27 protein-coding genes and 1 other annotated feature are annotated in these 25,498 nt (G+C 54.2%); of the genes, 13 read left to right on the forward strand and 14 right to left on the reverse strand.

What is annotated here, in order from left to right; genetic code table 11:
• Positions 1-353 precede the first annotated feature (353 nt).
• The 3 genes from clpB to rluD form a co-directional block, all read right to left on the reverse strand.
• Complete coding sequence (gene clpB, locus IM314_RS21570; RefSeq protein WP_041908644.1) at positions 354-2,927, reverse strand: ATP-dependent chaperone ClpB; 2,574 nt, start codon at positions 2,925-2,927, stop codon at positions 354-356.
• Positions 2,928-3,056: 129 nt separating this feature from the next.
• A complete protein-coding gene (gene yfiH / locus IM314_RS21575) occupies positions 3,057-3,788 on the reverse strand; it encodes a purine nucleoside phosphorylase YfiH (protein ID WP_041908642.1) in 732 nt (243 codons plus the stop codon).
• On the reverse strand, positions 3,785-4,765 hold the full coding sequence (gene rluD, locus IM314_RS21580) for a 23S rRNA pseudouridine(1911/1915/1917) synthase RluD (protein ID WP_028014116.1): 981 nt from the start codon (positions 4,763-4,765) through the stop codon (positions 3,785-3,787). Before rluD ends, yfiH begins: the two co-directional genes overlap by 4 nt.
• 131 nt (positions 4,766-4,896) lie before the next feature.
• On the opposite strand from rluD, the gene bamD reads away from it, so the two are divergent.
• From bamD to pheA, 4 genes are all read left to right on the forward strand, one after another.
• Positions 4,897-5,634: an outer membrane protein assembly factor BamD gene (gene bamD, locus IM314_RS21585; protein ID WP_023308867.1), complete on the forward strand. Its 738-nt coding sequence runs from the start codon at positions 4,897-4,899 to the stop codon at positions 5,632-5,634.
• Positions 5,635-5,902: 268 nt separating this feature from the next.
• The gene (gene raiA / locus IM314_RS21590) at positions 5,903-6,244 is read left to right on the forward strand and encodes a ribosome-associated translation inhibitor RaiA (protein ID WP_003863162.1); all 342 of its coding nucleotides are present in this window, start codon (positions 5,903-5,905) and stop codon (positions 6,242-6,244) included.
• A 103-nt stretch (positions 6,245-6,347) separates the two neighbouring features.
• Positions 6,348-6,473, forward strand: a sequence feature (Phe leader region).
• Complete coding sequence (gene pheL / locus IM314_RS21595; protein ID WP_193359356.1) at positions 6,349-6,396, forward strand: pheA operon leader peptide PheL; 48 nt, start codon at positions 6,349-6,351, stop codon at positions 6,394-6,396. It overlaps the preceding feature by 48 nt.
• Positions 6,474-6,503: 30 nt before the next feature.
• Positions 6,504-7,664: a bifunctional chorismate mutase/prephenate dehydratase gene (pheA, locus tag IM314_RS21600; protein ID WP_028014117.1), complete on the forward strand. Its 1,161-nt coding sequence runs from the start codon at positions 6,504-6,506 to the stop codon at positions 7,662-7,664.
• Here pheA and IM314_RS21605 read toward each other — a convergent pair.
• The 3 genes from IM314_RS21605 to aroF are packed head-to-tail and all read right to left on the reverse strand — an operon-like array spanning position 7,661 to position 10,796.
• Positions 7,661-8,533 carry an SMP-30/gluconolactonase/LRE family protein gene (locus IM314_RS21605; protein ID WP_193359350.1) on the reverse strand — a complete coding sequence of 291 codons (873 nt, stop codon included), beginning with the start codon at positions 8,531-8,533 and terminating at the stop codon, positions 7,661-7,663. The genes pheA and IM314_RS21605 overlap by 4 nt on opposite strands.
• Positions 8,534-8,593: 60 nt before the next feature.
• Entirely contained in the window at positions 8,594-9,715 is a 1,122-nt protein-coding gene (gene tyrA, locus IM314_RS21610) for a bifunctional chorismate mutase/prephenate dehydrogenase (RefSeq protein WP_028014119.1), read from the reverse strand.
• A gap of 10 nt (positions 9,716-9,725) precedes the next feature.
• Positions 9,726-10,796, reverse strand: a complete 1,071-nt coding sequence (aroF, locus tag IM314_RS21615; RefSeq protein ID WP_193359351.1) for a 3-deoxy-7-phosphoheptulonate synthase AroF — start codon at positions 10,794-10,796, stop codon at positions 9,726-9,728.
• 213 nt (positions 10,797-11,009) lie between these two features.
• Between aroF and IM314_RS21620 the strand changes: the two genes are divergently transcribed.
• From IM314_RS21620 to IM314_RS21635, 4 genes are all read left to right on the forward strand, one after another.
• Positions 11,010-11,384 carry a DUF2799 domain-containing protein gene (locus tag IM314_RS21620; protein WP_193359352.1) on the forward strand — a complete coding sequence of 125 codons (375 nt, stop codon included), beginning with the start codon at positions 11,010-11,012 and terminating at the stop codon, positions 11,382-11,384.
• A 228-nt stretch (positions 11,385-11,612) separates the two neighbouring features.
• Positions 11,613-12,074 (forward strand): YfiR family protein, encoded by a 462-nt coding sequence (locus tag IM314_RS21625; RefSeq protein WP_370529584.1) that lies wholly within the window; start codon positions 11,613-11,615, stop codon positions 12,072-12,074.
• Positions 12,067-13,287, forward strand: coding sequence for a diguanylate cyclase DgcN (dgcN, locus tag IM314_RS21630; RefSeq protein ID WP_193359353.1), 1,221 nt, complete (start codon positions 12,067-12,069; stop codon positions 13,285-13,287). Before IM314_RS21625 ends, dgcN begins: the two co-directional genes overlap by 8 nt.
• Positions 13,288-13,299: 12 nt before the next feature.
• Complete coding sequence (locus IM314_RS21635; protein WP_045260862.1) at positions 13,300-13,785, forward strand: OmpA family protein; 486 nt, start codon at positions 13,300-13,302, stop codon at positions 13,783-13,785.
• A 2-nt stretch (positions 13,786-13,787) separates the two neighbouring features.
• Here IM314_RS21635 and IM314_RS21640 read toward each other — a convergent pair whose 3' ends face one another.
• The 7 genes from IM314_RS21640 to ffh all read right to left on the reverse strand — a co-directional run bounded on the left by IM314_RS21640 (position 13,788) and on the right by ffh (position 19,206).
• Positions 13,788-15,158: a PepSY domain-containing protein gene (locus IM314_RS21640; protein WP_193359354.1), complete on the reverse strand. Its 1,371-nt coding sequence runs from the start codon at positions 15,156-15,158 to the stop codon at positions 13,788-13,790.
• A gap of 39 nt (positions 15,159-15,197) precedes the next feature.
• A complete protein-coding gene (locus IM314_RS21645) occupies positions 15,198-15,602 on the reverse strand; it encodes a DUF2946 domain-containing protein (protein WP_045260864.1) in 405 nt (134 codons plus the stop codon).
• 132 nt (positions 15,603-15,734) lie between these two features.
• On the reverse strand, positions 15,735-16,082 hold the full coding sequence (gene rplS / locus IM314_RS21650; protein WP_002914145.1) for a 50S ribosomal protein L19: 348 nt from the start codon (positions 16,080-16,082) through the stop codon (positions 15,735-15,737).
• A gap of 43 nt (positions 16,083-16,125) precedes the next feature.
• The gene (trmD, locus tag IM314_RS21655) at positions 16,126-16,893 is read right to left on the reverse strand and encodes a tRNA (guanosine(37)-N1)-methyltransferase TrmD (RefSeq protein ID WP_014832949.1); all 768 of its coding nucleotides are present in this window, start codon (positions 16,891-16,893) and stop codon (positions 16,126-16,128) included.
• Positions 16,894-16,924: 31 nt separating this feature from the next.
• The gene (rimM, locus tag IM314_RS21660) at positions 16,925-17,464 is read right to left on the reverse strand and encodes a ribosome maturation factor RimM (protein WP_003863136.1); all 540 of its coding nucleotides are present in this window, start codon (positions 17,462-17,464) and stop codon (positions 16,925-16,927) included.
• Positions 17,465-17,479: 15 nt separating this feature from the next.
• On the reverse strand, positions 17,480-17,728 hold the full coding sequence (rpsP, locus tag IM314_RS21665) for a 30S ribosomal protein S16 (RefSeq protein ID WP_022649067.1): 249 nt from the start codon (positions 17,726-17,728) through the stop codon (positions 17,480-17,482).
• A 116-nt stretch (positions 17,729-17,844) separates the two neighbouring features.
• Positions 17,845-19,206 (reverse strand): signal recognition particle protein, encoded by a 1,362-nt coding sequence (gene ffh, locus IM314_RS21670; protein WP_003863132.1) that lies wholly within the window; start codon positions 19,204-19,206, stop codon positions 17,845-17,847.
• A 166-nt stretch (positions 19,207-19,372) separates the two neighbouring features.
• Between ffh and IM314_RS21675 the strand changes: the two genes are divergently transcribed.
• Positions 19,373-20,164, forward strand: coding sequence for an inner membrane protein YpjD (locus IM314_RS21675; protein ID WP_032645009.1), 792 nt, complete (start codon positions 19,373-19,375; stop codon positions 20,162-20,164).
• Between the two features lie 19 nt (positions 20,165-20,183).
• Positions 20,184-21,470 carry an HlyC/CorC family transporter gene (locus tag IM314_RS21680; RefSeq protein ID WP_032644905.1) on the forward strand — a complete coding sequence of 429 codons (1,287 nt, stop codon included), beginning with the start codon at positions 20,184-20,186 and terminating at the stop codon, positions 21,468-21,470.
• 51 nt (positions 21,471-21,521) lie between these two features.
• On the opposite strand, the gene grpE is transcribed toward IM314_RS21680, so the two are convergent.
• Positions 21,522-22,115, reverse strand: coding sequence for a nucleotide exchange factor GrpE (gene grpE, locus IM314_RS21685; RefSeq protein ID WP_032644906.1), 594 nt, complete (start codon positions 22,113-22,115; stop codon positions 21,522-21,524).
• A gap of 122 nt (positions 22,116-22,237) precedes the next feature.
• Between grpE and nadK the strand changes: the two genes are divergently transcribed.
• From nadK to bamE, 3 genes are all read left to right on the forward strand, one after another.
• A complete protein-coding gene (gene nadK, locus IM314_RS21690; RefSeq protein ID WP_008502500.1) occupies positions 22,238-23,116 on the forward strand; it encodes an NAD(+) kinase in 879 nt (292 codons plus the stop codon).
• A gap of 85 nt (positions 23,117-23,201) precedes the next feature.
• Positions 23,202-24,863, forward strand: a complete 1,662-nt coding sequence (gene recN / locus IM314_RS21695; RefSeq protein ID WP_193359355.1) for a DNA repair protein RecN — start codon at positions 23,202-23,204, stop codon at positions 24,861-24,863.
• Between the two features lie 138 nt (positions 24,864-25,001).
• Entirely contained in the window at positions 25,002-25,340 is a 339-nt protein-coding gene (gene bamE, locus IM314_RS21700) for an outer membrane protein assembly factor BamE (RefSeq protein ID WP_028014132.1), read from the forward strand.
• Positions 25,341-25,498: the final 158 nt, after the last annotated feature.

A 25,498-nucleotide genomic window follows, 5' to 3' on the forward strand; every position in this document is an offset into this window, starting at 1 on the left:
GTCCGAGGACGTTAAGAATCCATGTCACTTTGAGTGCCCACACAGATTGTCTGATAAATTGTTAAAGAGCAGTGCCGCTTCGCTTTCGCTGCGGCGCGGGGTGTGCATATTACGCTTTCCCGCTTCAGAGTCAAGCGTTTATTTCGCTTTTCTTTGCTGACCCGGCGGCGTGTGTGCCGTTATTCCGTGTCAGTGGAGGCGCATTATAGGGAGTAATTCCGAAGCTGCAAGGATAAAGTGAAAATTATTTACTAACTGCTCACTTTCCAGGCAAAACGCATCCCAGACCTCAATTTTCGCCTGGTTTTTAAACAAAAACGAGCCGCAAGCGGCTCGTTTTTGCGTTTTGTGACTTACTGCACTGCCACAATACGATCGTCGTTGGCTTCCAGACGGATAACTTTGCCCGGAATCAGTTCTCCGGAGAGGATCTGCTGCGCCAGCGGGTTTTCGATCTGCTGCTGAATAGCACGTTTCAGTGGACGCGCACCATAAACCGGATCGTAACCATTCTCGCTCAGCAGCTTCAGCGCATCGTCGGAGATGTGAATTTCATATCCACGCTCTTCCAGACGTTTGTACAGACGCTGCAGCTGGATCTGCGCAATCGACGCAATGTGTTTCTCACCCAGAGGATGGAATACAACCACTTCGTCAATACGGTTAATGAACTCCGGACGGAAGTTATGGCTCACCACACCGAGCACCAGATCCTTCATATGGCTGTAGTCCAGCTCACCGAAACGTTCCTGAATCAAATCGGAACCCAGGTTCGAGGTCATGATGACGACCGTATTACGGAAATCGACCGTTCTCCCCTGCCCGTCTGTCAGACGACCATCATCCAGCACCTGAAGCAGGATGTTGAACACATCCGGATGCGCTTTTTCCACCTCATCCAGCAGGATGACGGAATAAGGACGCCGGCGCACCGCTTCGGTCAGGTAGCCGCCCTCTTCATAACCCACATATCCCGGAGGCGCACCGACCAGACGCGAGACGGAGTGTTTCTCCATGAACTCGGACATGTCGATACGCACCATCGCATCGTCGCTGTCGAACATAAAGTTTGCCAGCGCTTTACACAGTTCGGTTTTACCGACACCGGTCGGCCCCAGGAACAGGAACGAACCGATCGGGCGATTTGGATCGGAAAGCCCAGCACGGCTACGGCGAATAGCGTTGGAGACCGCTTCAACCGCCTCGTCCTGACCAATCACCCGCTGATGCAGATCCTGCTCCATACGCAGCAGCTTATCGCGTTCGCTTTCCATCATGCGCGCCACCGGAATACCGGTCCAGCGAGCGAGCACTTCGGCAATTTCGGCATCCGTCACTTTATTACGTAACAGACGCATGGTTTTTCCTTCAGACTGCGTGGCGATCTCAAGCTGTTTCTCCAGCTCAGGGATTTTGCCGTACTGCAGTTCAGACATACGTGCCAGGTCACCCACACGGCGAGCCTGCTCAATGGCAATTTTGGCCTGTTCGAGTTCAGCTTTAATGGTCTGCGTGCCAGAGAGGGAGGCTTTTTCGGCTTTCCACTCTTCTTCCAGCTCAGAATACTGGCGCTCTTTATCGTCCAGCTCTTCATTGAGCATATCCAGGCGTTTCTTACTGGCTTCATCAGACTCTTTTTTCAGCGCCTGCTGTTCCAGCTTGAGCTGAATGATGCGGCGGTCGAGTCGGTCCAGTTCTTCCGGCTTCGAGTCAATCTGCATACGAATGCTCGACGCTGCTTCATCGATCAGGTCGATTGCTTTATCAGGCAACTGACGATCGGCGATATAACGATGCGAAAGCGTCGCCGCCGCAACGATGGCCGGGTCAGTGATCTGCACATGGTGGTGCAGTTCATAACGCTCTTTCAGACCACGCAGGATCGCGATGGTATCTTCAACACTTGGCTCGGCAACAAACACTTTCTGGAAACGACGTTCCAGCGCAGCATCTTTCTCAATGTACTGACGGTACTCATCCAGCGTGGTGGCACCGACGCAGTGAAGTTCACCGCGCGCCAGCGCAGGTTTCAGCATGTTCCCGGCATCCATTGCGCCGTCAGCTTTACCGGCTCCGACCATGGTGTGCAATTCGTCGATAAACAGAATGACGTTGCCTTCCTGTTTCGCCAGGTCGTTCAGCACGCCTTTCAAACGCTCTTCAAACTCACCGCGGTATTTCGCACCGGCCACCAGCGCGCCCATATCCAGCGCCAGTACGCGGCGGCCTTTCAACCCTTCCGGCACTTCACCGTTTACGATACGCTGCGCAAGCCCTTCAACGATGGCGGTTTTACCGACCCCCGGCTCACCAATCAGTACCGGGTTGTTTTTGGTACGACGCTGCAGTACCTGAATCGTACGGCGGATCTCTTCGTCACGGCCGATAACCGGGTCAAGTTTGCCCTGCTCGGCACGTTCGGTCAGATCGACCGTAAATTTCTTCAAAGCCTGACGTTGGTCTTCGGCTCCCTGATCGTTCACGCTTTCACCTCCGCGCATTTTCTCAATCGCCTGAGTCACATTGGCGGTGGTCGCACCGGCAGATTTCAGCAGGTCGGTCAAGGTACCGCGTGATTCAAGCGCCGCCAGAACAAAGAGCTCCGACGAAATAAAGTTGTCCCCACGTTTTTGCGCCAGCTTGTCGCAAAGGTTCAGCACGCGCACCAGATCCTGAGACGGCTGCACATCGCCGCCGGTACCTTCTACCTGCGGTAAACGGCTCAGCGCCTGATCGATAGCGGTGCGTAACTGGCCAGCATTAATGCCAGCAGACGTTAATAAAGGACGTACCGATCCCCCTTCCTGATTCAGCAAGGCGCTCATTAAATGAAGAGGTTCGATAAATTGGTTGTCGTGCCCCAGTGCAAGGGACTGGGCATCGGCGAGAGCAAGCTGGAATTTATTAGTAAGACGATCCAGACGCATAACTCCTCCCATAACAGGTCAAATTTGCTACTGGAGATTAAATGAGGTCATCCCTCAATTATTCAAGGTTAATGACCTGAATTATGTGAAAAGAAAACGACACGTGCCGGATCGTCTTGATTCTTTAGGTTATATCAGCCAAATGAAACTTGCCATACGACCCGTCGTCTTGTCGCGGCGATAGGAGAAAAAATCACCCTTTTCGGTGAACGTACAGCGATCGCCGCCGAAGATCTGCGTTACGCCAATATTATTCAGACGCTGGCGGGCAAGCTGGTAAATATCCGCCAGATATTTTTCCCCGGCAGGCAGGAAGGCCTCAATGGCTTGCGGATCTTTTTCCATGAATGCTTCGCGAACCTCCGGCCCCACTTCAAAAGCACGAGGGCCAATCGCCGGACCTAGCCAGGCCATGATATTGGCGGGATCATCATTGAAGCAGGCGACGGTCTCTTCCAGCACGCCCTCGCATAAGCCACGCCAGCCCGCGTGCGCTGCTGCCACCTCCGTACCGGCACGGTTACAAAACAGAACCGGCAGACAATCGGCGGTCATTACGGCACAAACCGTGCCCGGCGTATTACTGTAAGAAGCATCGGCGCGTTTGGAAGCGTAAGGTTCTCCCGTCAGCTTCAGTACCGCTTTGCCGTGTACCTGCTCCAGCCAAACCGGCTTCGACGGCAGATTTCCCGCAGCAAACAGACGCGTGCGGTTCTCTTCAACGTGTTCCAGGCTGTCGCCGCAGTGTGCGCCGAGGTTTAAAGACTCCCACGCGCCCTGGCTCACGCCGCCAATACGGGTCGAACTACAGGCGGCCACGCCTGCAGGCAGCGGCCACTCCGGGACAATCAGTTTGGTCATAACCAGTCCACTTGATCCTTATGTTCTTCGAAATCAGCACGCATGGCATCAATGAGTTCCACCATATCCTGCGGGATAGGCGCATGCCATTCCATCTGGATACCACTGATCGGGTGATAAAGACGCAGCATGGTCGCGTGCAGCGCCTGACGATCGAATTTACGCAGTACGCTGATGAACTCATCCGACGCGCCTTTTGGCGGACGCGGACGACCGCCGTACACCTGATCCCCCACCAGCGGATGGGTAATGTGCGCCATGTGTACGCGGATCTGGTGAGTACGACCGGTTTCCAGGCGCAGGCGCAGGCGGGTATGAATACGGAAGTGCTCCATAATGCGATAGTGCGTCACAGCCGGTTTACCCATCGGATGCACCGACATATGGGTACGTTTCGTCGGGTGACGGCTGATCGGCTCTTCTACCGTGCCGCCAGCGGTCATGTGTCCAATCGCCACCGCTTCATATTCGCGAGTAATCTCACGCAGCTGCAGCGATTCCACCAGACGGGTCTGAGCGGGAACGGTCTTCGCCACCACCATCAGACCGGTGGTGTCTTTATCCAGACGGTGAACGATACCGGCACGCGGGACATCCGCAATCGGCGGATAATAATGAAGAAGTGCGTTAAGTACCGTGCCGTCTGGATTCCCTGCGCCCGGATGAACAACCAGGTCGCGCGGCTTGTTGATCACCAGAATGTCATCATCCTCATAGACGATGTCCAATGGGATATCCTGCGGCTCGAAGCGGATTTCCTCTTCGATTTCAGCATTGATGGCAACAGCTTCCCCACCAAACACTTTCTCTTTTGGTTTATCCCAGATCTTACCGTTTACCAGCACGCGCTGGTCAAGGATCCATTCTTTTATGCGTGAACGCGAATAATCAGGGAACAATTCGGCCAAAGCCTGATCTAAGCGTTGACCGAGCTGATTTTCGGAGACTGTTGCGGTGAGTTCTACTCGTTGTGCCATAAACTGCTTCTTTGTTTAACGTTGGGTTTTACGGCTTTGCCGTTTAATATAGTGTGCTATTGTAGCTGGTCTTAATCGGGAGCAGGAACAGAGTTTCTCCCGGACAAACATTTGAGGAAAGTCAAAACGTCATGACGCGCATGAAATATCTGGTGGCAGCGGCCACGTTGAGCCTGGCTTTGGTGGGCTGCTCCGGTTCGAATGAACAGGTCCCTGACAATCCGCCGAATGAAATCTATGCGACTGCACAACAAAAGTTGCAGGACGGTAACTGGAAACAGGCGATAACGCAACTGGAAGCGTTGGATAATCGCTATCCATTTGGTCCGTATTCGCAGCAGGTACAGTTAGATCTTATCTACGCCTACTACAAAAATGCCGATCTGCCGCTGGCTCAGGCAACTATCGATCGTTTCATGCGTCTGAACCCGACTCATCCTAACATCGACTACGTCATGTACATGCGCGGCCTGACCAACATGGCGCTGGACGACAGCGCCCTGCAGGGCTTCTTCGGCGTAGATCGCTCCGACCGTGACCCGCAGCATGCGCGCGACGCCTTCAATGACTTCTCCAAGCTGGTGCGCGGCTATCCGAACAGTCAGTACGTCACCGACGCGACCAAACGTCTGGTGTTCCTGAAAGATCGTCTGGCGAAATATGAATACTCCGTTGCGGAATACTATACCCGCCGTGGCGCATGGGTTGCTGTGGTTAACCGCGTAGAAGGTATGCTGCGTGATTACCCGGATACTCAGGCAACGCGTGACGGCCTGAAGCTGATGGAAAATGCTTACCGTCAGATGCAGATGACCGCTCAGGCTGAAAAAGTGGCGAAAATCATCGCCGCGAACAGCAGCAACACGTGATATCGCTTCAATGCAAAACGGCAGCCCGAAGGCTGCCGTTTCTTTATTCAATTCAGACATCCGCTGAAGCGCTTTAGCCTCAACACATCCCGTCAACTATGACCGCAATTCGTACCTTCCACAAGGTAAATCTCATCTCTTCCTGCCCTGCCTCACAAAAAAGATTCACTGACAAAAACCGACAAAATAACGTGATCTAAATCACACATTTTGACATTAGGTCGGGTATGCTGGAATCACCAAGACGGAAAGACAAGAGGTAAAATTTATGACAATGAACATTACCAGTAAACAAATGGAAATTACTCCGGCAATTCGCCAGCACGTCGCAGACCGTCTCGCCAAACTGGATAAATGGCAAACACATTTGATTAATCCACATATCATCCTGTCCAAGGAGCCCCAGGGTTTCATCGCTGACGCAACTATCAATACTCCAAACGGCCATCTGGTCGCCAGCGCAAAACATGAGGATATGTACACCGCAATCAACGATTTGATCAACAAGCTGGAACGGCAGCTCAATAAAGTGCAACACAAAGGTGAAGCCCGTCGCGCCGCAACGTCGGTGAAAGACGCCAGCTTCGCGGAAGAAGTTGAAGAAGAGTAATCCTTTAAATTGAGTGTACCGCCAACGCGCCTTCGGGCGCGTTTTTTATTGACAGGGTGAAAACAGTACGGGTACTTTAACGGTATCAATCACAGGATGACTTTATGAAACTTATGCCGTTCTTCTTCGCATTCTTTTTTACCTTCCCCTGAACGGGAGGCGTTTCGTCGTGTGATAAAGAATGCGAAGACGAACAACAGGGCCTCCCACACCGGGGGGCCTTTTTTATTGATAACGATAAAATGAGACAGGCAACACTATGACACCGGAAAACCCGTTACTGGATCTGCGAGTAAAAATCAGCGCGCTGGATGAAAAATTACTGGCGCTGCTGGCCGAACGTCGCGCCCTCGCCGTTGAAGTGGGCAAAGCTAAGCTGGACTCTCATCGCCCGGTGCGTGATATCGACCGCGAGCGCGATCTGCTGGAGCGTCTCATCCAGCTCGGTAAAGCGCATCACCTCGATGCCCATTACATCACCCGGCTGTTCCAGCTCATCATCGAAGATTCCGTTCTGACCCAGCAAGCGCTACTCCAGCAGCATCTCAATAAAACCAACCCGCACTCGGCGCGCATTGCCTTCCTCGGGCCTAAAGGCTCCTACTCTCATCTGGCCGCACGCCAGTATGCCGCACGTCATTTTGAAGAGTTTATTGAGAGCGGCTGCGCAAAATTCGCCGATATTTTTAACCAGGTTGAGACCGGCCAGGCAGATTACGCCGTGGTGCCGATTGAAAACACCAGTTCCGGTGCCATCAACGACGTCTACGATTTACTGCAGCACACCAGCCTGTCGCTGGTCGGCGAGCTGACGATCCCTATCGATCACTGCGTGCTGGTCTCCGGTTCAACGGACCTGAACACGATCGAAACGGTCTACAGCCATCCGCAGCCTTTCCAGCAGTGTAGCCAGTTCCTGAACCGCTATCCGAACTGGAAAATTGAGTACACCGAAAGCACCTCGGCGGCAATGGAAAAAGTAGCGCAAGCCAACTCCCCAACCGTTGCTGCGCTCGGCAGCGAAGCGGGCGGCGCGCTGTATGGCTTACAGGTTCTGGAACGCAATCTTGCTAACCAGACGCAAAACATCACCCGCTTCGTGGTGCTGGCCCGCAAGGCAATCAACGTGTCAGACCAGGTGCCGGCGAAAACCACGCTGCTGATGGCGACCGGCCAGCAGGCGGGCGCGCTGGTAGAAGCCCTGCTGGTGCTGCGCAACCACAATTTGATCATGACCAGGCTGGAATCACGCCCAATCCACGGTAATCCATGGGAAGAGATGTTTTACCTCGATATCCAGGCCAACCTGGAATCTGCATCCATGCAGAAAGCCCTGCGCGAACTGGGTGAAATTACCCGTTCAATGAAAGTGCTGGGCTGCTATCCGAGCGAAAACGTCGTCCCGGTCGATCCAAGCTAGCATTCGATAAAACGGCTTTTCTTCATCCCTGCCACATTAACCGGCAGGGTGAAGACGGCTCCGGAAAGCGGATACTTCGCCACCTCCTCCGCATCCATATTTTCCCGCGTGGTGGTAATGAACAGCGTTTTCATATCGTCGCCGCCAAAGCAGACCATCGTCGGGCAACGCACCGGCATGCGGTATTCTTCCAGTTGCTCCCCTTGTGGAGAAAAACGCGCGATACGCCAGCCGTCAAACAGCGCGCTCCAGTAGCAGCCTTCCACATCCATCGCCGCACCGTCCGGTATCCCCTCGCCCTCTTTAAACTGACGAAACACCTCACGCCTGCCGGGTTCGCCCTGCTCGTTAAGCTGCGTGCGGTAAATTACGCCGTTTGGCGTGTCTGAGGTAAACATCCACTGCTTATCCGGGCTAAACGCCAGGCCGTTGTGCCCGTGGATATCGCACTGGATCACCTTCGGCGTCAGGTCGTTGTCGATGCGCATCAGCAGGGCACCGTTGTAATCTCCCGGCCCCCAGAACGTGCCCGCATAGAACCGGCCCTGATGGTCGGTGCCCCCATCGTTAAAACGCGCCAGCTGCGGGTTAGAGGGGTTATCACACACCTTGCGGCGCAGCAGTCCGTGTTTATCGGTCAGCCAGATGCCCGTGCGCATCGCAACGATAAAACCACCCTGCTCGCGCAGCGCGAAACAGCCCACCTCCTCGTGGAAAGAGAGCACGGTATGTTCCGCCGTCGGCAGGTGGTAGCGGTGGATCTCCCCTTCCAGAATATCCGCCCAGTAAAGCGCATTTTCTTCTGCGCTCCACGTCGGGCATTCGGGCAGATGCCCGGTGTAGTTCAACAGCAGCTGCGGTTCAGCCATGACAGTTCCCCAAAATGAAAAAAGCCAGCATTGCTGGCTTTCAGTATATACATCATTGGATTACTGGCGACTGTCATTTGCCTGACGCAACAGCGTGCGGCTTTCACTCTGGAAACGCGTGGCGTAATCGCCGAACCAGTGCTCCACTTTGCGGAAGCTGTCGATAAACGCCTGCTTGTCTCCGTGCTCCAGCAGCGTAATGGCTTCGCCAAAGCGTTGATAGTAGCGCTTAATCAGCGCCAGATTATTTTCAGACGACATGATGATGTCGGCGTAAAGCTGGGGATCCTGCGCAAACAGACGCCCGACCATCGCCAGCTCAAGACGATAGATGGGTGAAGAGAGCGCCAGCAACTGTTCAAGCTGCACGTTCTCTTCCGCCAGATGCAGGCCGTAGGCAAAGGTCGCAAAGTGGCGCAGCGCCTGAATGAACGCCATGTTCTGATCGTGCTCGACCGCGCTGATGCGGTGCAGCCTCGCGCCCCAGACCTGAATCTGTTCCAGGAACCATTGATAGGCTTCAGGCTGACGACCGTCGCAGTAAACCACCACCTGCTTTGCCAGGCTGCCGCTGTCCGGGCCAAACATCGGGTGCAGCCCCAGCACCGGGCCCGTATGCGCAGCCAGCATCGCCTGCAGAGGACCGTTTTTAACGGAAGCCAGATCCACCAGAATGCAGTCTTTTGGTAAAGGAGGAAGCTTCCCGATGATTTGCTCCGTCACGTGGATCGGCACGCTGACGATAACCATTCCGGCATCTTTCATCAGTTCTGGTGCTTGTGCCCAGTCCTCTTTTTCCAGAATGCGCACCTGATAGCCAGAAAGCGTCAGCATTTTCTCGAACAGACGCCCCATCTGCCCTGCTCCGCCAACAATCACCACCGGACGCAGGGACGGACAGAGGGTTTTAAAGCCCTTGTCGTTTTCGCTGGAATAGGATTCCCGCATCACGCGACGCAGAACATCTTCAATCAAATCCGGCGAAACGCCCAGCGCCTGCGCCTCTTTACGACGGGAGGCCAGCATTGAGGCTTCGCGCTCCGGGACGTAAATCGGCAGGCCGTATTTGCTTTTCACCTCACCGACTTCGGCAACAAGCGCCATGCGGCGCGCCAGCAGGTCCAGCAGCGCCTTATCCACTTCATCAATTTGATCGCGCAGTGCGGTCAATTCAGCAACCATAACTACCCTCTTAAGCCAGACGCGTCGCCAGCTGGCCGCTTAAATCTTTATGGATCTCACGCAGCAGCGCATCGGTGGTTTCCCAGCTGATGCAGGCATCCGTCACGGAGACGCCGTGCTTCATCGCGCTGCGCGGCTGTTCTGATGACTGATTACCTTCATGAATGTTGCTCTCAATCATCAGGCCGATAATCGAACGGTTTCCGTCTTTGATCTGTGCGACCACGGATTCCGCAACCGCTGGCTGGCGACGGTAATCTTTATTCGAATTACCATGACTGCAATCTACCATCAGTGCCGGACGCAGTCCCGCCTGTTCCATCTCTTTTTCACACTGCGCCACGTCCGCCGGGCTGTAGTTTGGCGCTTTACCGCCGCGCAGGATCACATGACCGTCCGGGTTGCCCTGCGTTTGCAGCAGGCACACCTGGCCCGCCTGGTTGATCCCAACAAAGCGGTGCGGCATGGCGGCGGCGCGCATGGCGTTGATCGCCGTCGCCAGGCTGCCATCGGTACCATTTTTGAAGCCAACCGGCATCGACAGGCCAGACGCCATCTCACGGTGGGTTTGCGATTCAGTCGTACGCGCACCAATTGCGGACCAGCTAAACAGATCGCCCAGGTATTGCGGGCTGTTTGGATCCAGCGCTTCGGTTGCCAGCGGCAGCCCCATGCTGACCAGTTCCACCAGCAGGTGACGCGCAATCTTCAGGCCTGCTTCCACATCAAACGAGCCATCCATGTGCGGATCGTTGATCAATCCTTTCCAGCCAACCGTCGTGCGTGGCTTTTCAAAATAGACGCGCATCACCAGGTAGAGGCTATCGCTGACCTCCTCCGCTAATGCTTTAAACCGACGCGCATACTCAATGGCGGTTTCAGGATCGTGAATAGAGCAAGGACCACAAACCACCAGCAGGCGCGGATCGCGGCCGGCAATAATGTCAGAAATGGTCTGGCGAGAGTGCTCGATCTGAGCCTCCTGCGCGGCGCTCAGCGGAAACTCCGCTTTCAGTTGATCCGGGGTAATCAAAACCTGTTCGTCAGTGATATGTACGTTGTTCAGCGCGTCTTTTTGCATGATAGCGATCCTGTAAAGCTCGTTTGCGATAGTTGTTTTCCTCAGTGAGGTGAAACCACGATACCATAAAAAGTAAACATTTCAATCCAAAATACGTACACATTAGTTTACATTTGCACAATAAAGGCAAAAATCAGCCGCTAAAATCGTAAAGTTTAAATTACACTCTAAATTTCTCCCGCCAGGCTATGCTGAAGAAAAAGGAGAAGGGTTATGCGATCGATTGCTTTCGTCCTGCTGTCGCTGTTTTTATCGGGCTGCCAGATTAATTCTTACACTTTCCAGCCCAACTGGACGAGCCCGGACTGGTTCAGCGCGGGTAAAGAAGACGCCATAAATGGCCTGCCGGTTAAAGATAACCAGACCCTGGCCGATAGTTTTAACGACCCCCACGTCGATCGTAATGAATATCTTCGCGGCTATGCTGATGGTCAGAAGAAAGTGTGTGAAGAAGGCTTTATTCATGCATGGGGATTAGCGGGCAAATCTTATCCAGCCAGTTGTGATACTGTTGAAAATGCAGCGAAACTGCATGCGTCATGGCAAAAAGGAATGGATGAAAGTATGCGTTCCAGCAGGCTTAATTAAGTCTGCTTTTATTCTTTGGAAAATAAACAACTGTAGGATTTAGCTTAGGTCAGCCATGGGCTATTTCTGACATAATGACGGTTCTGATAAACAATGGTATTCTGCCCGCAACTCTTAAGGACATCTATTTCCGGAGCGGTACGGCGGATTCTGGTGAGAAATTTATACTTGAACTCTTTGTTCCGACTCACTCTGGTGCTAATGCTGTTCCTTATGGTGGGCCCGGCGATGGCAGGCGCGCTCTCGGAGACAGATAAATCGGTACGTTCTATTGTATCAGGCATAGTGAGCTATACGCGATGGCCGTCGCTTTCCGGTCAGCCTAAACTCTGCATCTATGCCACTTCTCACTATACGCACGCGCTCAGCGAAGACCAGGGGCATAACGAGTTACCTTATACCCCCGTTATTGTACGTAACGATCGGGAAGCCCTGGCCGCGACATGCGATGCTGTTTATTTCGGGACTGAACCACCTGCGAAACAACTTGAATTAATAAGTCAATATCAGGGCAGAGCATTGCTATTAATCTCAGAGCAAAATCCGGAATGTGTTATTGGCAGCGCCTTTTGCCTGATAATCGATCGTGGCCAGGTGCGATTTTCCGTCAATCTGGATGCGTTGACACGCAGTGGCGTCAGGGTTAACCCGGATGTATTGATGCTTGCACGGAATAAGCAGCATGGATAAAGATTTCATCTCGACGCAGCGTCCGACGTTTAAAAGAACGCTGAGGCGAAACAGCATGATAAGCGTCATCATCACAATGACGTTAATATGGTTGTTGCTCTGTTTTGCCTCGGTCGTAACATTAAAACAATACGCGCAAAAAAATCTCGAATTAACCGGCGCCACAATGAGCCACAGCCTTGAAGCCTCTCTGGTTTTCAACGATTCACTGGCGGCCAACGAAACGCTCGCTGCGCTGGGTAAGCAGGGGCAGTTTGCCGCAGCAGAAGTCATCAACGGGCATAAAAAGCGCTTTGCCTACTGGTCCTGGAACCCGGAGGATAATAACGACACGCTGGGGGCGCTGGTCAGCCGCTGGCTTTTCCCCGTTCCGGTTGCGCAGCCCATCCTGCACAACGGCACGAAGATAGGTGAAATACGTCTTACCGCGCGTGACAGCCTTATCAGCCATTTCATCTGGATGTCGTTTGCCGTACTGACCGGCTGCATTCTCTTTGCCGCCGTCGTCGCGCTCATCATTACCCAGTCTTTGCATCGTGGAATGGTCACGGCCCTGCAGAACATCACCGACGTCGTGCATGACGTACGCACGAACCGCAACTTCTCCCGCCGGGTGAAAGACGGCCGTATCGAAGAATTTCACCAGTTTGGCGAGGACTTCAACAGCCTGCTGGACGAGATGGAGGAGTGGCAGCTTAAGCTCCAGGCGAAAAACGCTCAGCTGCTTCGTACCGCTATGCACGACCCGCTCACCGGTCTTGCTAACCGCGCTGCGTTTCGTAACAGTATTGCGGCATTAATGAATGACCCCTCGGCAAAAACAAACTCGGCCCTGCTCTTCCTCGACGGTGATAATTTTAAGTTTATTAACGACACCTGGGGACACGCGGCAGGAGACTGCGTGCTGATTGAAGTCGCCAGCAGGATGGTGGAATTTGGCGATAAACGCCACCAGTCCTACCGCCTTGGCGGTGACGAATTTGCCATGGTGCTGTACGGGGTGCATTCTGAACCAGAGGTTCAACACATTTGTGCTGCGCTAGCGCAGCAGTTTATCCGTCCGTTTGATCTGCACAACGGACAAAAAGCATCGATGTCACTCAGCATTGGCTTTGCTCTGGCGTGGGAAAATGCTTCCGTGGAAGCATTACTGGAGAGGGCTGACCGCAACATGTACCAGGTTAAAAACCAGCGTACGAAAACAATAAGTTAGAAAGGATACACTATGTTAAAACGTTACTTCGCGCCGTTAGTTATGGCCTCACTGGTTCTGGCAGGCTGTCAGTCGCCGCCCCAGGGCAAATTTACTCCTGAGCAAATCGCGGCGATGAAGTCATACGGTTTTAACGAACTGAACGGCGACTGGTCGCTTGGTATGTCGGACACCATCCTCTTTGATAAGAATGACGCCAGACTGCGCCCGGAAAGTGAAACACAGATCCAGTCCATGGCCTCTCGTCTGGCGAAAACTGGCCTGAATCACGCGCGAATGGACGGTCATACCGATAATTACGGTGAAGCAAGCTACAACGAAGCCCTGTCGTTAAAACGCGCCAATGCCGTGGCCGACGCCTGGGCGAAAGGCGCGAATATCCCGCGCAGCAATCTCTCCACCCGGGGATTAGGCCAAAAATATCCGATTGCGAGCAACAGCACTGCACAAGGGCGCGCTGAAAACCGCCGGGTGTCAGTGGTTATCAGCGCGCCATAGGATTATTTAGCGGATGTTTCGGTGAGCGACACGCCTGTTGCCGCTCGCCAGCGCAGCCAGTCAATCAGAACAAACAGCGCCAGACTCACGCCCATCACCGGCAAAGCCAGCCCCAGCAGTGCGCTGATGACCACGGTAACACCTCTTCCCCATCCTGACAGCGCCAGCCAGCTCTGAGTAAGCGTCTGCACCGGATTCATTGCCGACTGTGCCGGACGACGCATCCACCACATCCGGTATCCCCAGATGATAAGCACGCACAGGGCAAGGCCGAAAGCAACGAGCAGCAGCTGATTCACCAGCCCGAATAAGATCCCCATATGGAAATCCACGCCCCAGCGGGTCAGTTTTGCCATGAGCGGGAAGTCCTCGAATCGGGTTCTGTCGAGGATCTGCATCGTACCGGGATCAACCGCAACGGCGTCCACCTGAGTCGGCCAGCTGCGGTCGATTTCCGTCACTGTCCATGCGCGATCCATTGTTTTCGCCGGGCGGATCTCCAGCCTGTTGGCATCAATACCCGCGTTACGCGCCGCGCTTAACACACCGTCAAACCGCGTCAGATCCATCGCCATTTCCGGCATCACCATTCCGCCGTGATGACCACGGTGTTCGGCGTGCTCATCCACGCTCTCCGGCACGCCGGATAGCGTCGTATTCACCTGCGGGGTTAGCCAGTTCAACTCAGCGCGCAGCTTATCAACATTCCCCCCCGCCCACTGGGACCAGGTCAGGCCGGTTGCAGAGAAGAGCAGCATGCCCCCCAGTAATATCCAGCCGAGCGTCACATGCACCCGACGACGGTTCTGGAAGCGATTGTTAATCCGGCGTTTTGGTCGGGTATAAAACCACAGGGCAATCCCTCCCAGTGCGGCCACCCACATCCAGGAAGCGGCCAGTTCGCTATAGAGCCGCCCAATATCGCCCAGCATCAGAGAGGTATGCAGATAATCAATGGTCTGACGCAGCGGTAAAATCCCGCTGGTGCCGTACACCGTCATATCCCCCAGCACCGCCAGGTTTACCGGATCGATAAAGATTGCCCGGTTTTCCGAGGGCCCCAGCGTCGGGTCAGCAAACATCACGCGGGTGGTTTCACCTTCAACCAGCCCCGGGCGAACGGCGTGCAAACGCAAATCTGAGCCAACGGCCTTTTCCGCCGTGGCGATTTGTTCCGCCAGCGGCTTCGGCTCGCCCACGGAATCCGTATGGAGCGCGTGCCGGTAGAGCGCATTCTCGAGCTGCGGGGTCGCCACGTACAGCGTACCGGTCAGCGCGGCGAAGAAGATAAACGGGCCGACAAATAGCCCGACGTAGAAATGGAGGCGACGCAGCAGGTTTCCCCATGCCGCGCGCGGAGTGCAGGTAGTCATACTTTTCCTTTTTAAGGCAAAAAGTTATCGATTGAGTTTTTAAAGGGAAAAAGCAGACTGCCGCGGCGGCGCGCGGGTATCAGGGTAAAGCCAGGGGAAAAAGTGCCAGTGGCTGACCGCCTGACGTGGCGGCTTAACGCGAAGCCTCTGCAGCACGATACTGAGCAGCACAATCAGCGCGAGCATCACGCCCGGCACGTGGGCTAACAGCACGCAGTAGCCGCACGCCTCCGCATGGTCGACAGGCATCGTGTGCGGCATATCGCCGTGATGCTCGTCCATCGACATCATGCTCATGTCATGATGCATGCCCGGCATGGCGCTCATTGGGTCTTTCTGCAGCGAGACGGAGATAAGGGGTGCTACCACGATCAGCAGGATCGCAAACAGCGCGGTCAAAGCCGCTGCGCGTTTCCGGTTAGGCTGATGCAGTACGTTATCCACTTCCCCTCCATTCAAGAGGCCAGCATTGTAAATGATTTATGACGAAAGGGTTAATGCGAGAGGTGCTATGGGATAAAAAAAGGGCCAGCCTTTCGGCCAGCCCTTTCTAACAGGATGTCGCTTAAGCGAATCTTAGTTCAGACGCTCTTTAATACGAGCAGACTTACCAGTACGCTCACGCAGGTAGTACAGTTTAGCTTTACGTACAGCACCACGACGTTTAACAGCAATGCTGTCAACTACCGGAGAGTGAGTCTGGAAGACACGCTCAACGCCTTCGCCGTTGGAAATTTTACGAACAGTGAATGCAGAGTGCAGACCGCGGTTACGAATAGCGATAACCACGCCCTCGAATGCCTGCAGACGTTTTTTGGAACCTTCAACAACCCATACTTTCACTTCCACGGTGTCACCTGGACGGAAGGAAGGTACGTCCTGCTTCATCTGCTCTTGTTCAAGTTGCTTAATAATGTTGCTCATAATTTAATCTCTTATCCTGGGTAAACTGATATTCGGGAGCGTATTACGCATTCCCATCATGTTCATGCTGCTGGTGCGCGTGTTCGGTTTTGAACTCGGCCAGCAACTTTGCTTGCTCTTCAGTCAGAGCCAGGTTTTCCAGAAGTTCAGGTCTTCTAAGCCAGGTTCGGCCCAGCGACTGCTTCAAACGCCAGCGACGTATCTCGGCATGGTTTCCAGACAGTAACACTGCCGGTACTTCCATCCCTTCTAACACTTCAGGACGAGTATAGTGTGGACAGTCCAGCAACCCATCGGCAAAGGAATCCTCCGTTGCCGAAGCTTCATGGCCCAGAACCCCCGGAATAAACCGGGCGACGGAGTCAATCAGCGTCATTGCCGGTAACTCACCACCGCTGAGAACGTAATCGCCGATAGACCATTCTTCGTCAATCTCGGTTTGAATTACGCGCTCATCTATCCCTTCGTAGCGCCCACAGACCAGAATCAGCTTTTGATTCGTCGCCAGTTCGCTCACGCCCGCTTGATCAAGCTTGCGTCCCTGAGGTGACAGATAAATCACCTTTGCGCCTTCACCTGCCGCGGCTTTTGCTGTGTGAATGGCGTCCCGTAAGGGTTGCACCATCATTAACATCCCCGGTCCGCCGCCGTAAGGACGATCGTCCACGGTACGGTGCCGGTCATGAGTAAAGTCACGAGGACTCCAGCTCTGGATGCTCAGCAGGCCATTCTTTACTGCCCGGCCAGTTACCCCGTAATCGGTAATCGCGCGGAACATTTCAGGAAACAGGCTAATTATGCCAATCCACATAGCGCCGTCTTTTACCGTTTATCCGGAGAATTTAAAAACCAGGATCCCAATCTACTTCAATGGTTTGAGTAGTGAGATCGACTTTCTTGATAACCTGTCCATCGAGGAACGGGACCAGCCGCTCCTTGATGCCAAATGCATCTTTCAGGTTTGCCTTAATGACGAGAACGTCATTTGACCCGGTTTCCATCATATCGATGACTTTCCCCAGGCTGTAACCTTCAGTGGTGACTACCTGGCAGCCCATAAGGTCTTTCCAGTAGTAGTCGCCCTCTTCCAGCTGTGGCAACTGCGACGAATCCACGACAATTTCACAATTAGTCAGCGCATTCGCGGCATCACGATCGTCAATGCCTTTCAGCTTGATGATGATGTCCTGATTGTGGTGACGCCAGCTTTCCAGCTCGACCTCTTCCCACTTACCGGCTTTCTGGATGAACCAGGGCTGGTAATCAAAAATGCTATCAGCGTCTTCAGTGGAGGAAAACACTCTGAGCCAACCACGGATACCGTAGCAAGAACCCATTTTTCCCAATACGATCGGTTCAACAGGTGCTTTATTGCTCATCATGACCACCGTGACAGATTAAGCTGCTTTGTTTGCTGCTTTGATCAGCGTAGCAACGCGATCGGAAACAGTAGCGCCCTGGCCAACCCAGTGAGCGATACGATCCAGATCCAGACGGGTTTCTTCTTCTGCGCCAGAGGCCAGTGGGTTGAAGAAACCAACGCGCTCGATGAAGCGACCGTTGCGTGCATTACGGCTGTCAGTCACAACAACCTGGTAGAACGGACGCTTTTTAGCGCCGTGACGTGCTAAACGAATAGTTACCATAACATCCTCTTGTGTGAATAAAACAACCGGGCCCCATCGAGGAACGGAGCCCGGGTGTCATATTAAAAGCCCGAAAATTTTACTCATTTTCGGGCAAAAAGCAATCTCAAAAGCGATTAACGCCCTGGAAAACCGGGAGGCATCATGCCTTTCATGCCGCGCATCATCTTCGCCATGCCGCCTTTCTTCATTTTCTTCATCATGCGCTGCATGTCGTCGAACTGTTTCAGAAGGCGGTTAACGTCCTGCACCTGCATGCCGCAACCGGCAGCGATACGGCGCTTACGGGAACCTTTGATGATTTCTGGCTTGGCTCGTTCTTTCAGCGTCATGGAGTTAATGATCGCCTCCATACGCACCAGCACTTTGTCATCCATCTGGGATTTAACGTTGTCAGGGATCTGGCCCATGCCCGGCAGTTTGCCCATCAGGCTTGCCATGCCGCCCATGTTTTTCATCTGACGCAGCTGCTCAAGGAAGTCGGTCAGATCGAAACCGTCACCTTTTTTCAGCTTGCTGGCGAGCTTTTCAGCCTGCGCGCGGTCGACCTTGCTCTCGATATCTTCGATCAGCGACAGCACGTCGCCCATGCCAAGGATACGGGAGGCGATACGGTCCGGGTGGAACGGCTCCAGCGCTTCGGTTTTCTCGCCCACGCCGAGGAACTTGATCGGCTTACCGGTGATATGACGAATAGAAAGCGCCGCACCGCCGCGGGCGTCGCCGTCGACTTTGGTCAGCACCACGCCGGTTAACGGCAGCGCTTCGTTAAACGCTTTCGCGGTATTCGCCGCATCCTGACCGGTCATGGCGTCAACGACAAACAGGGTCTCTACCGGGTTGATAGAAGCGTGCACCTGCTTGATTTCGTCCATCATCGCTTCGTCAACGTGCAGACGACCGGCGGTATCCACCAGCAGCACGTCGTAGAATTTCAACTTCGCTTCTTTCAGCGCGGCGTTAACGATGTCGACAGGCTTCTGGGCAACGTCGGACGGGAAGAAGTCCACGCCGACCTGCTCGGCCAGCGTTTCCAGCTGCTTGATCGCCGCCGGGCGATAGACGTCCGCAGAGACCACCAGCACTTTCTTCTTGTGCTTTTCGCGCAGGAATTTACCCAGCTTACCGACGCTGGTGGTTTTACCCGCACCCTGCAGGCCCGCCATCAGCACCACGGCCGGCGGCTGAGCCGCCAGGTTAAGCACCTGGTTCTCTTCGCCCATCGCCGAAACCAATTCGTTACGAACGATTTTGACGAACTCCTGACCCGGGGTCAGGCTCTTGTTAACTTCATGACCAACCGCCTTCTCTTTTACGCGGTTGATAAAATCACGAACAACCGGCAACGCCACGTCTGCTTCCAGCAGCGCCATGCGCACTTCGCGCAGCGTTTCCTTGATGTTCTCTTCAGTAAGGCGTCCGCGGCCGCTGATGTTGCGCAGCGTGCGCGACAAACGATCGGTTAAATTATCAAACATTGTCTCTCGCCTGAGTAGAAACGTTGGGCCGCATTGAGCGACACATACACAGAATTTTGCCGGAGTATAACATGAAGGCGCCTTTGTTGTTATGCAACGGTTGGAGCAGGCGTCACGTAACGTTATACTGCTTCTCTTTCTTATTAAGACGACTGTCGATGCCTATATGCCTGTTTTCGCACTGATCGCCCTTGTTGCCTACTCTGTCAGCCTCGCGCTGATTATTCCCGGACTGCTGCAAAAAAACAGCGGCTGGCGGCGCATGGCTATTCTTTCGGCGGTCATCGCACTGATAAGCCACGCGTTTGCGCTGGAATCACGCATCATTCCCGGCGACGGCAGCGTGCAAAACCTGAGCGTCCTCAACGTCGGCTCGCTGGTCAGCCTGATGATCTGTACGGTAATGACCATCGTCGCGTCTAAAAATCGCGGCTGGCTGCTGCTGCCGATTGTCTATACCTTCGCGCTGATCAATCTGGCTTTAGCCACCTTTATGCCTAATGAATTCATTACGCATCTGGAGGCGACGCCGGGGATGCTGGTGCACATCGGCCTGTCGCTGTTCGCCTATGCGACGCTGATCATCGCCGCGCTTTACGCCATGCAGCTCGCCTGGATTGATTACCAGTTGAAAAACAAAAAGCTGGCGTTCAACCATGAAATGCCGCCGCTGATGGTCATTGAGCGTAAGATGTTCCACATCACCCAGATAGGCGTGGTGCTGCTGACCCTCACGCTTTGCACCGGCCTGTTTTACATGAAGAACCTGTTCAGCGTGGAGAATATCGATAAAGCAGTGCTCTCCATCATCGCGTGGTTTGTCTATATTGTCCTGTTGTGGGGCCATTATCATGAAGGCTGGCGCGGTCGTCGCGTCGTCTGGTTCAACGTCGCGGGTGCGGGCATTCTCACCCTTGCCTATTTTGGCAGCCGCTTCATACAGCAATTTGCTGGCTAAGTTATAAAAGGAGTTCCCCCTGGAACACATCTCTACCACCACGTTGATCGTTATCCTGATCGTCATGGTGGTCATCTCCGCCTATTTCTCCGGCTCGGAAACCGGCATGATGACCTTAAACCGTTACCGGTTGCGTCATCGTGCTAAACAGGGTAACCGTGCCGCCCGCCGCGTTGAAAAACTGCTCCGCAAGCCGGATCGGCTGATAAGCCTGGTGCTTATCGGCAACAACCTTGTCAACATTCTGGCCTCAGCCCTCGGCACCATCGTTGGGATGCGCCTGTACGGCAACGCCGGGGTGGCGATTGCCACCGGCGTGCTGACGTTTGTGGTGTTGGTGTTTGCCGAAGTACTGCCAAAAACCATCGCCGCGCTTTACCCGGAAAAGGTGGCCTACCCGAGCAGCTTCCTGCTGGCGCCGCTGCAGATCCTGATGATGCCGCTGGTCTGGCTGCTGAACATGGTCACGCGCGTTTTAATGCGGATGGTGGGGATCAAAGCCGACGTCACTATCAGCAGCGCGCTCAGCAAAGAAGAGCTGCGCACCATCGTGAACGAATCCCGCTCGCAGATCTCCCGGCGCAATCAGGATATGCTCCTGTCGGTGCTGGATCTGGAAAAAGTGAGCGTGAACGACATCATGGTGCCGCGCAACGAAATCGTCGGTATCGACATCAACGACGACTGGAAAGCCATTGTCCGCCAGCTGACGCACTCTCCGCATGGACGCATCGTGCTCTATCGCGACTCGCTGGATGACGCCATCAGCATGCTGCGCGTGCGCGAAGCCTACCGTCTGATGACCGAGAAAAAAGAGTTCACCAAAGAGGTGATGCTGCGCGCCGCCGACGAGATTTACTACGTGCCGGAAGGTACGCCGCTCAGCACGCAGCTGGTTAAATTCCAGCGCAACAAGAAAAAAGTCGGCCTGGTGGTCAACGAGTACGGCGATATTCAGGGCCTGGTGACGGTCGAAGATATTCTGGAAGAGATTGTCGGAGACTTTACCACATCGATGTCCCCTTCCCTCGCGGAGGAAGTGACTCCGCAGAACGACGGTTCGGTGCTGATTGACGGTAGCGCGAACATCCGTGAACTCAACAAAGCCTTTAACTGGCATTTGCCGGAAGATGAAGCTCGTACCATGAACGGGATGATTCTGGAAGCGCTGGAAGAGATCCCAGCGGCGGGCACGCGGGTGCGCATTGAGCAGTACGATATTGATATCCTGGACGTGCAGGACAATATGATTAAGCAGGTGAAGGTGCTACCCGTCACGCCACTTCGGGAAAGTATTGCCGAGTAAAGCGTAGGCCGGGTAAGGCGAATGCCGCCACCCGGCACTACAGGTAGCAAATTAGGCTTTCGCTTTCGCCACGGTCACCATCGCAGCGCGAATGGTACGGCCGTTCAGGGTATAACCTTTCTGCATCACGCCCAGCACTTTACCGGCTTCAATCTCTTCAGATTCCACCATCGCAATGGCCTGATGAACGTTTGGATCCAGCGGCACATCGGTATCCGCAATCACTTCCACGCCAAACTTACGCACCACGTCGAGCATGGATTTCAGCGTCAGTTCGATACCTTCGATCATCGCCGCGTTATCCGGATTCGCTTTGTCAGCCACTTCCAGCGCGCGGTCGAGGCTATCGATCACCGGCAGCAGTTCGTTGACGAATTTCTCCAGCGCAAATTTATGCGCCTTCTCAACGTCCTGCTCGGTGCGACGACGCAGGTTTTCCATTTCCGCCTTGATGCGCAGAACGGTGTCGCGTTCGCGATTCTGTGCTTCTACCAGTTGGGCTTCCAGATTCGCAATTTTTTCATCGCGCGGGTCCACCTGCTCAGCAGATGCGTCTGGCTCTACAGCCTCAACTTCATCATGCTGTTCCGTGATAATTTCTTCAGGGGCTTGCCCCTCAGGCGTTTTCTGTTCTTTACTACTCATGAATTTCTCCGCGTTTTTCTGCATTCATCTCGCTAACTTCGCTTATTATGGGGATCAGTTTCCTGGATTCAAGGGAACAAGAGAGATTGTCATCATTCATCAGGCACAAGGACCTCCAGAAAATGAATAATCATTTCAGGTGTATTGGGATCGTCGGGCATCCGCGTCACCCTACCGCATTGACGACACATGAAATGTTGTATCGCTGGTTGTGTAGCAAAGGCTATGAAGTGATGGTCGAGCAGCAAATTGCGCAGGAACTGCAGCTGAAAAGCGTCAAAACCGGCACGCTGGCGGAAATTGGCCAACAGGCCGATCTCGCCGTGGTGGTGGGCGGCGATGGCAACATGCTCGGCGCGGCACGCACGCTGGCGCGTTATGACATCAAGGTCATCGGTATCAACCGCGGCAATCTCGGCTTTTTAACCGACCTCGACCCGGACAACGCGCAGCAACAGCTGGCCGACGTGCTGGAAGGTCATTATATCAGCGAAAAACGCTTTTTACTGGAAGCGCAGGTGTGCCAGCAGGACTGTCAGAAGCGCATCAGCACCGCGATTAACGAGGTGGTGCTTCATCCCGGCAAAGTGGCACACATGATTGAGTTCGAAGTTTATATCGACGAAATCTTTGCCTTCTCCCAGCGTTCTGACGGGTTGATTATCTCCACTCCGACCGGCTCAACCGCCTACTCGCTTTCTGCGGGCGGCCCGATCCTGACGCCCTCTCTGGATGCTATTACGCTAGTGCCGATGTTCCCGCACACGCTCTCCGCGCGCCCGCTGGTAATTAACGGCGACAGCACGATACGTCTGCGCTTCTCGCACCGCCGTAACGACCTGGAGATCAGCTGCGACAGCCAGATCGCGCTGCCAATCCAGGAAGGTGAAGATGTTCTTATTCGCCGGTGTGATTACCACCTGAACTTGATTCACCCGAAAGATTACAGCTATTTCAACACATTAAGCTCGAAGCTTGGCTGGTCAAAAAAATTGTTCTGATTTTGCATCCAGTACTTTACTGTATAAAAAACCAGTTTATACTGTATGAAAACACAGTTATGGTTTTTCATACAGGAAAACAATTATGCTGGCACAACTGACCATCAGCAACTTTGCCATTGTTCGTGAGCTTGAGATCGATTTCCACAGCGGCATGACGGCGATCACCGGCGAAACCGGTGCGGGTAAATCCATTGCCATTGATGCCCTCGGCTTGTGCCTTGGCGGCCGTGCAGAGGGCGACATGGTGCGCATGGGCGCAAACCGTGCCGATCTTTGCGCACGTTTCTCCCTGAAAGATACCCCTGCAGCCCTGCGCTGGCTGGAACAAAATCAGCTCGAAGATGGACGTGAGTGTTTACTTCGCCGCGTGATCAGCAGCGACGGGCGCTCCCGTGGCTTTATCAACGGCACTGCAGTCCCCCTCTCCCAGCTCCGCGAACTCGGCCAGCTGCTTATCCAGATCCACGGTCAGCACGCGCATCAGCAACTCGTCAAACCAGAACAGCAGAAAGCCCTGCTTGATGGCTATGCGGGTGAGTACGCGCTTACTCAGCTTATGGCGGAGCACTTCCGCCAGTGGCATCAGAGCTGCCGCGAGCTCGCCCAGCACCAGCAGCAAAGCCAGGAGCGCGCCGCGCGTGCGGAGCTGCTGGCGTACCAGCTTAAAGAGCTGAACGAATTCAACCCGCAGGCGGGTGAGTTTGAACAAATTGACGAAGAGTACAAGCGCCTCGCCAACAGCGGCCACCTGCTCTCAACCAGCCAGAATGCCCTCAACATGCTGGCAGATGGCGAAGACGTTAACCTGCAGAGCCAGCTGTACAATGTCCGTCAACTGGTCACCGAACTGGCCGGCATGGACAGTAAACTTTCTGGCGTACTGGATATGCTGGAAGAGGCCGCGATTCAAATCTCAGAAGCCAGTGACGAACTGCGTCATTATTGTGAACGGCTGGACCTCGACCCGAACCGCCTGTTTGAGCTGGAGCAGCGCCTTTCTCGTCAGATCTCACTGGCGCGCAAGCATCATGTCACGCCGGAAGAACTACCAGGCTATTATCAGTCTCTGCTCGAAGAACAGCAGCAGCTTGACGATCAGGCGGATTCGCAGGAAACCCTCTCTCTGGCCGTGAACCTTCATCATCAGCAGGCGCTGACCACGGCGAAAAAACTGCATGAGATCCGTCAACATTACGCTCAGGAGCTAAGCCAGCACATCACCGACAGCATGCACACGCTGGCGATGCCGCACGGTGTATTCACTATTGATGTCCGTTTTGAAGAGAACCACCTGACGGCAGAAGGGGCGGATCGCATCGAGTTCCGCGTCACCACCAACCCGGGGCAGCCGCTGCAGGCCATCTCCAAAGTGGCATCCGGCGGTGAACTGTCGCGTATTGCACTGGCGATTCAGGTGATTACCGCACGTAAAATGGACACCCCGGCGCTGATTTTCGATGAAGTGGATGTGGGCATCAGCGGCCCAACGGCGGCAGTGGTGGGTAAACTGCTGCGCCAGCTAGGTGAGTCAACGCAGGTGATGTGTGTCACCCACCTGCCGCAGGTCGCGGGCTGTGGTCATCATCACTTTATTGTCAGTAAAGAAACCGACGGCGAAATGACCGAAACGCACATGAAGCCGCTGGATAAACGCGCGCGTCTGCAGGAGCTGGCACGACTGCTCGGCGGCAGTGAAGTCACGCGTAATACGCTCGCGAACGCGAAAGAACTGCTGGCGGCATAAACTTTTTCGGGATCTCAGGGTCATACAGAACAACAAAAACGCCGCCAGACCGGTTTCAAAGTGGGGCAAGGTCTATTATCATCGGCATATTACATATGAGCCGCGTTCTGCTCGGGCCCGAAAAGGAATCAAATCACTATGCGTTGTAAAATGCTGACCGCTGCCGCAGCGGTTCTTCTGATGTTGACCGCAGGCTGTTCCACTCTGGAGAAAGTGGTTTACCGTCCTGACATCAACCAGGGGAACTACCTTACCCCTAACGATGTGTCCAAAATCCGCGTGGGGATGACACAACAGCAGGTCGCTTATGCACTGGGAACCCCAATGATGACCGATCCGTTCGGCACTAACACCTGGTTCTATGTATTCCGCCAGCAGCCAGGCCACGAAAGCGTGACCCAGCAGACCCTGACGCTGACCTTCAGCAGCGCCGGTGTGTTGACCAACATCGACAACAAGCCTGCGCTGACCAAATAATCAGGCGTCAGAAAAGTCAGAAAAGCAAAAAGGTGCTCATTGAGCACCTTTTTTGTTTTTCTTTATCCCTTCCCCCCTTTGGGATGTACAGTCCGGGGACATGGTAGACAGGTGTTCGGGGACATGGTGAACACTTTTTAACATCCTTTACCCATGGT

The organism is Enterobacter cloacae complex sp. P42RS (assembly GCF_014930595.1).
GTDB classification, from domain to species: Bacteria; Pseudomonadota; Gammaproteobacteria; order Enterobacterales; family Enterobacteriaceae; genus Enterobacter; species Enterobacter bugandensis.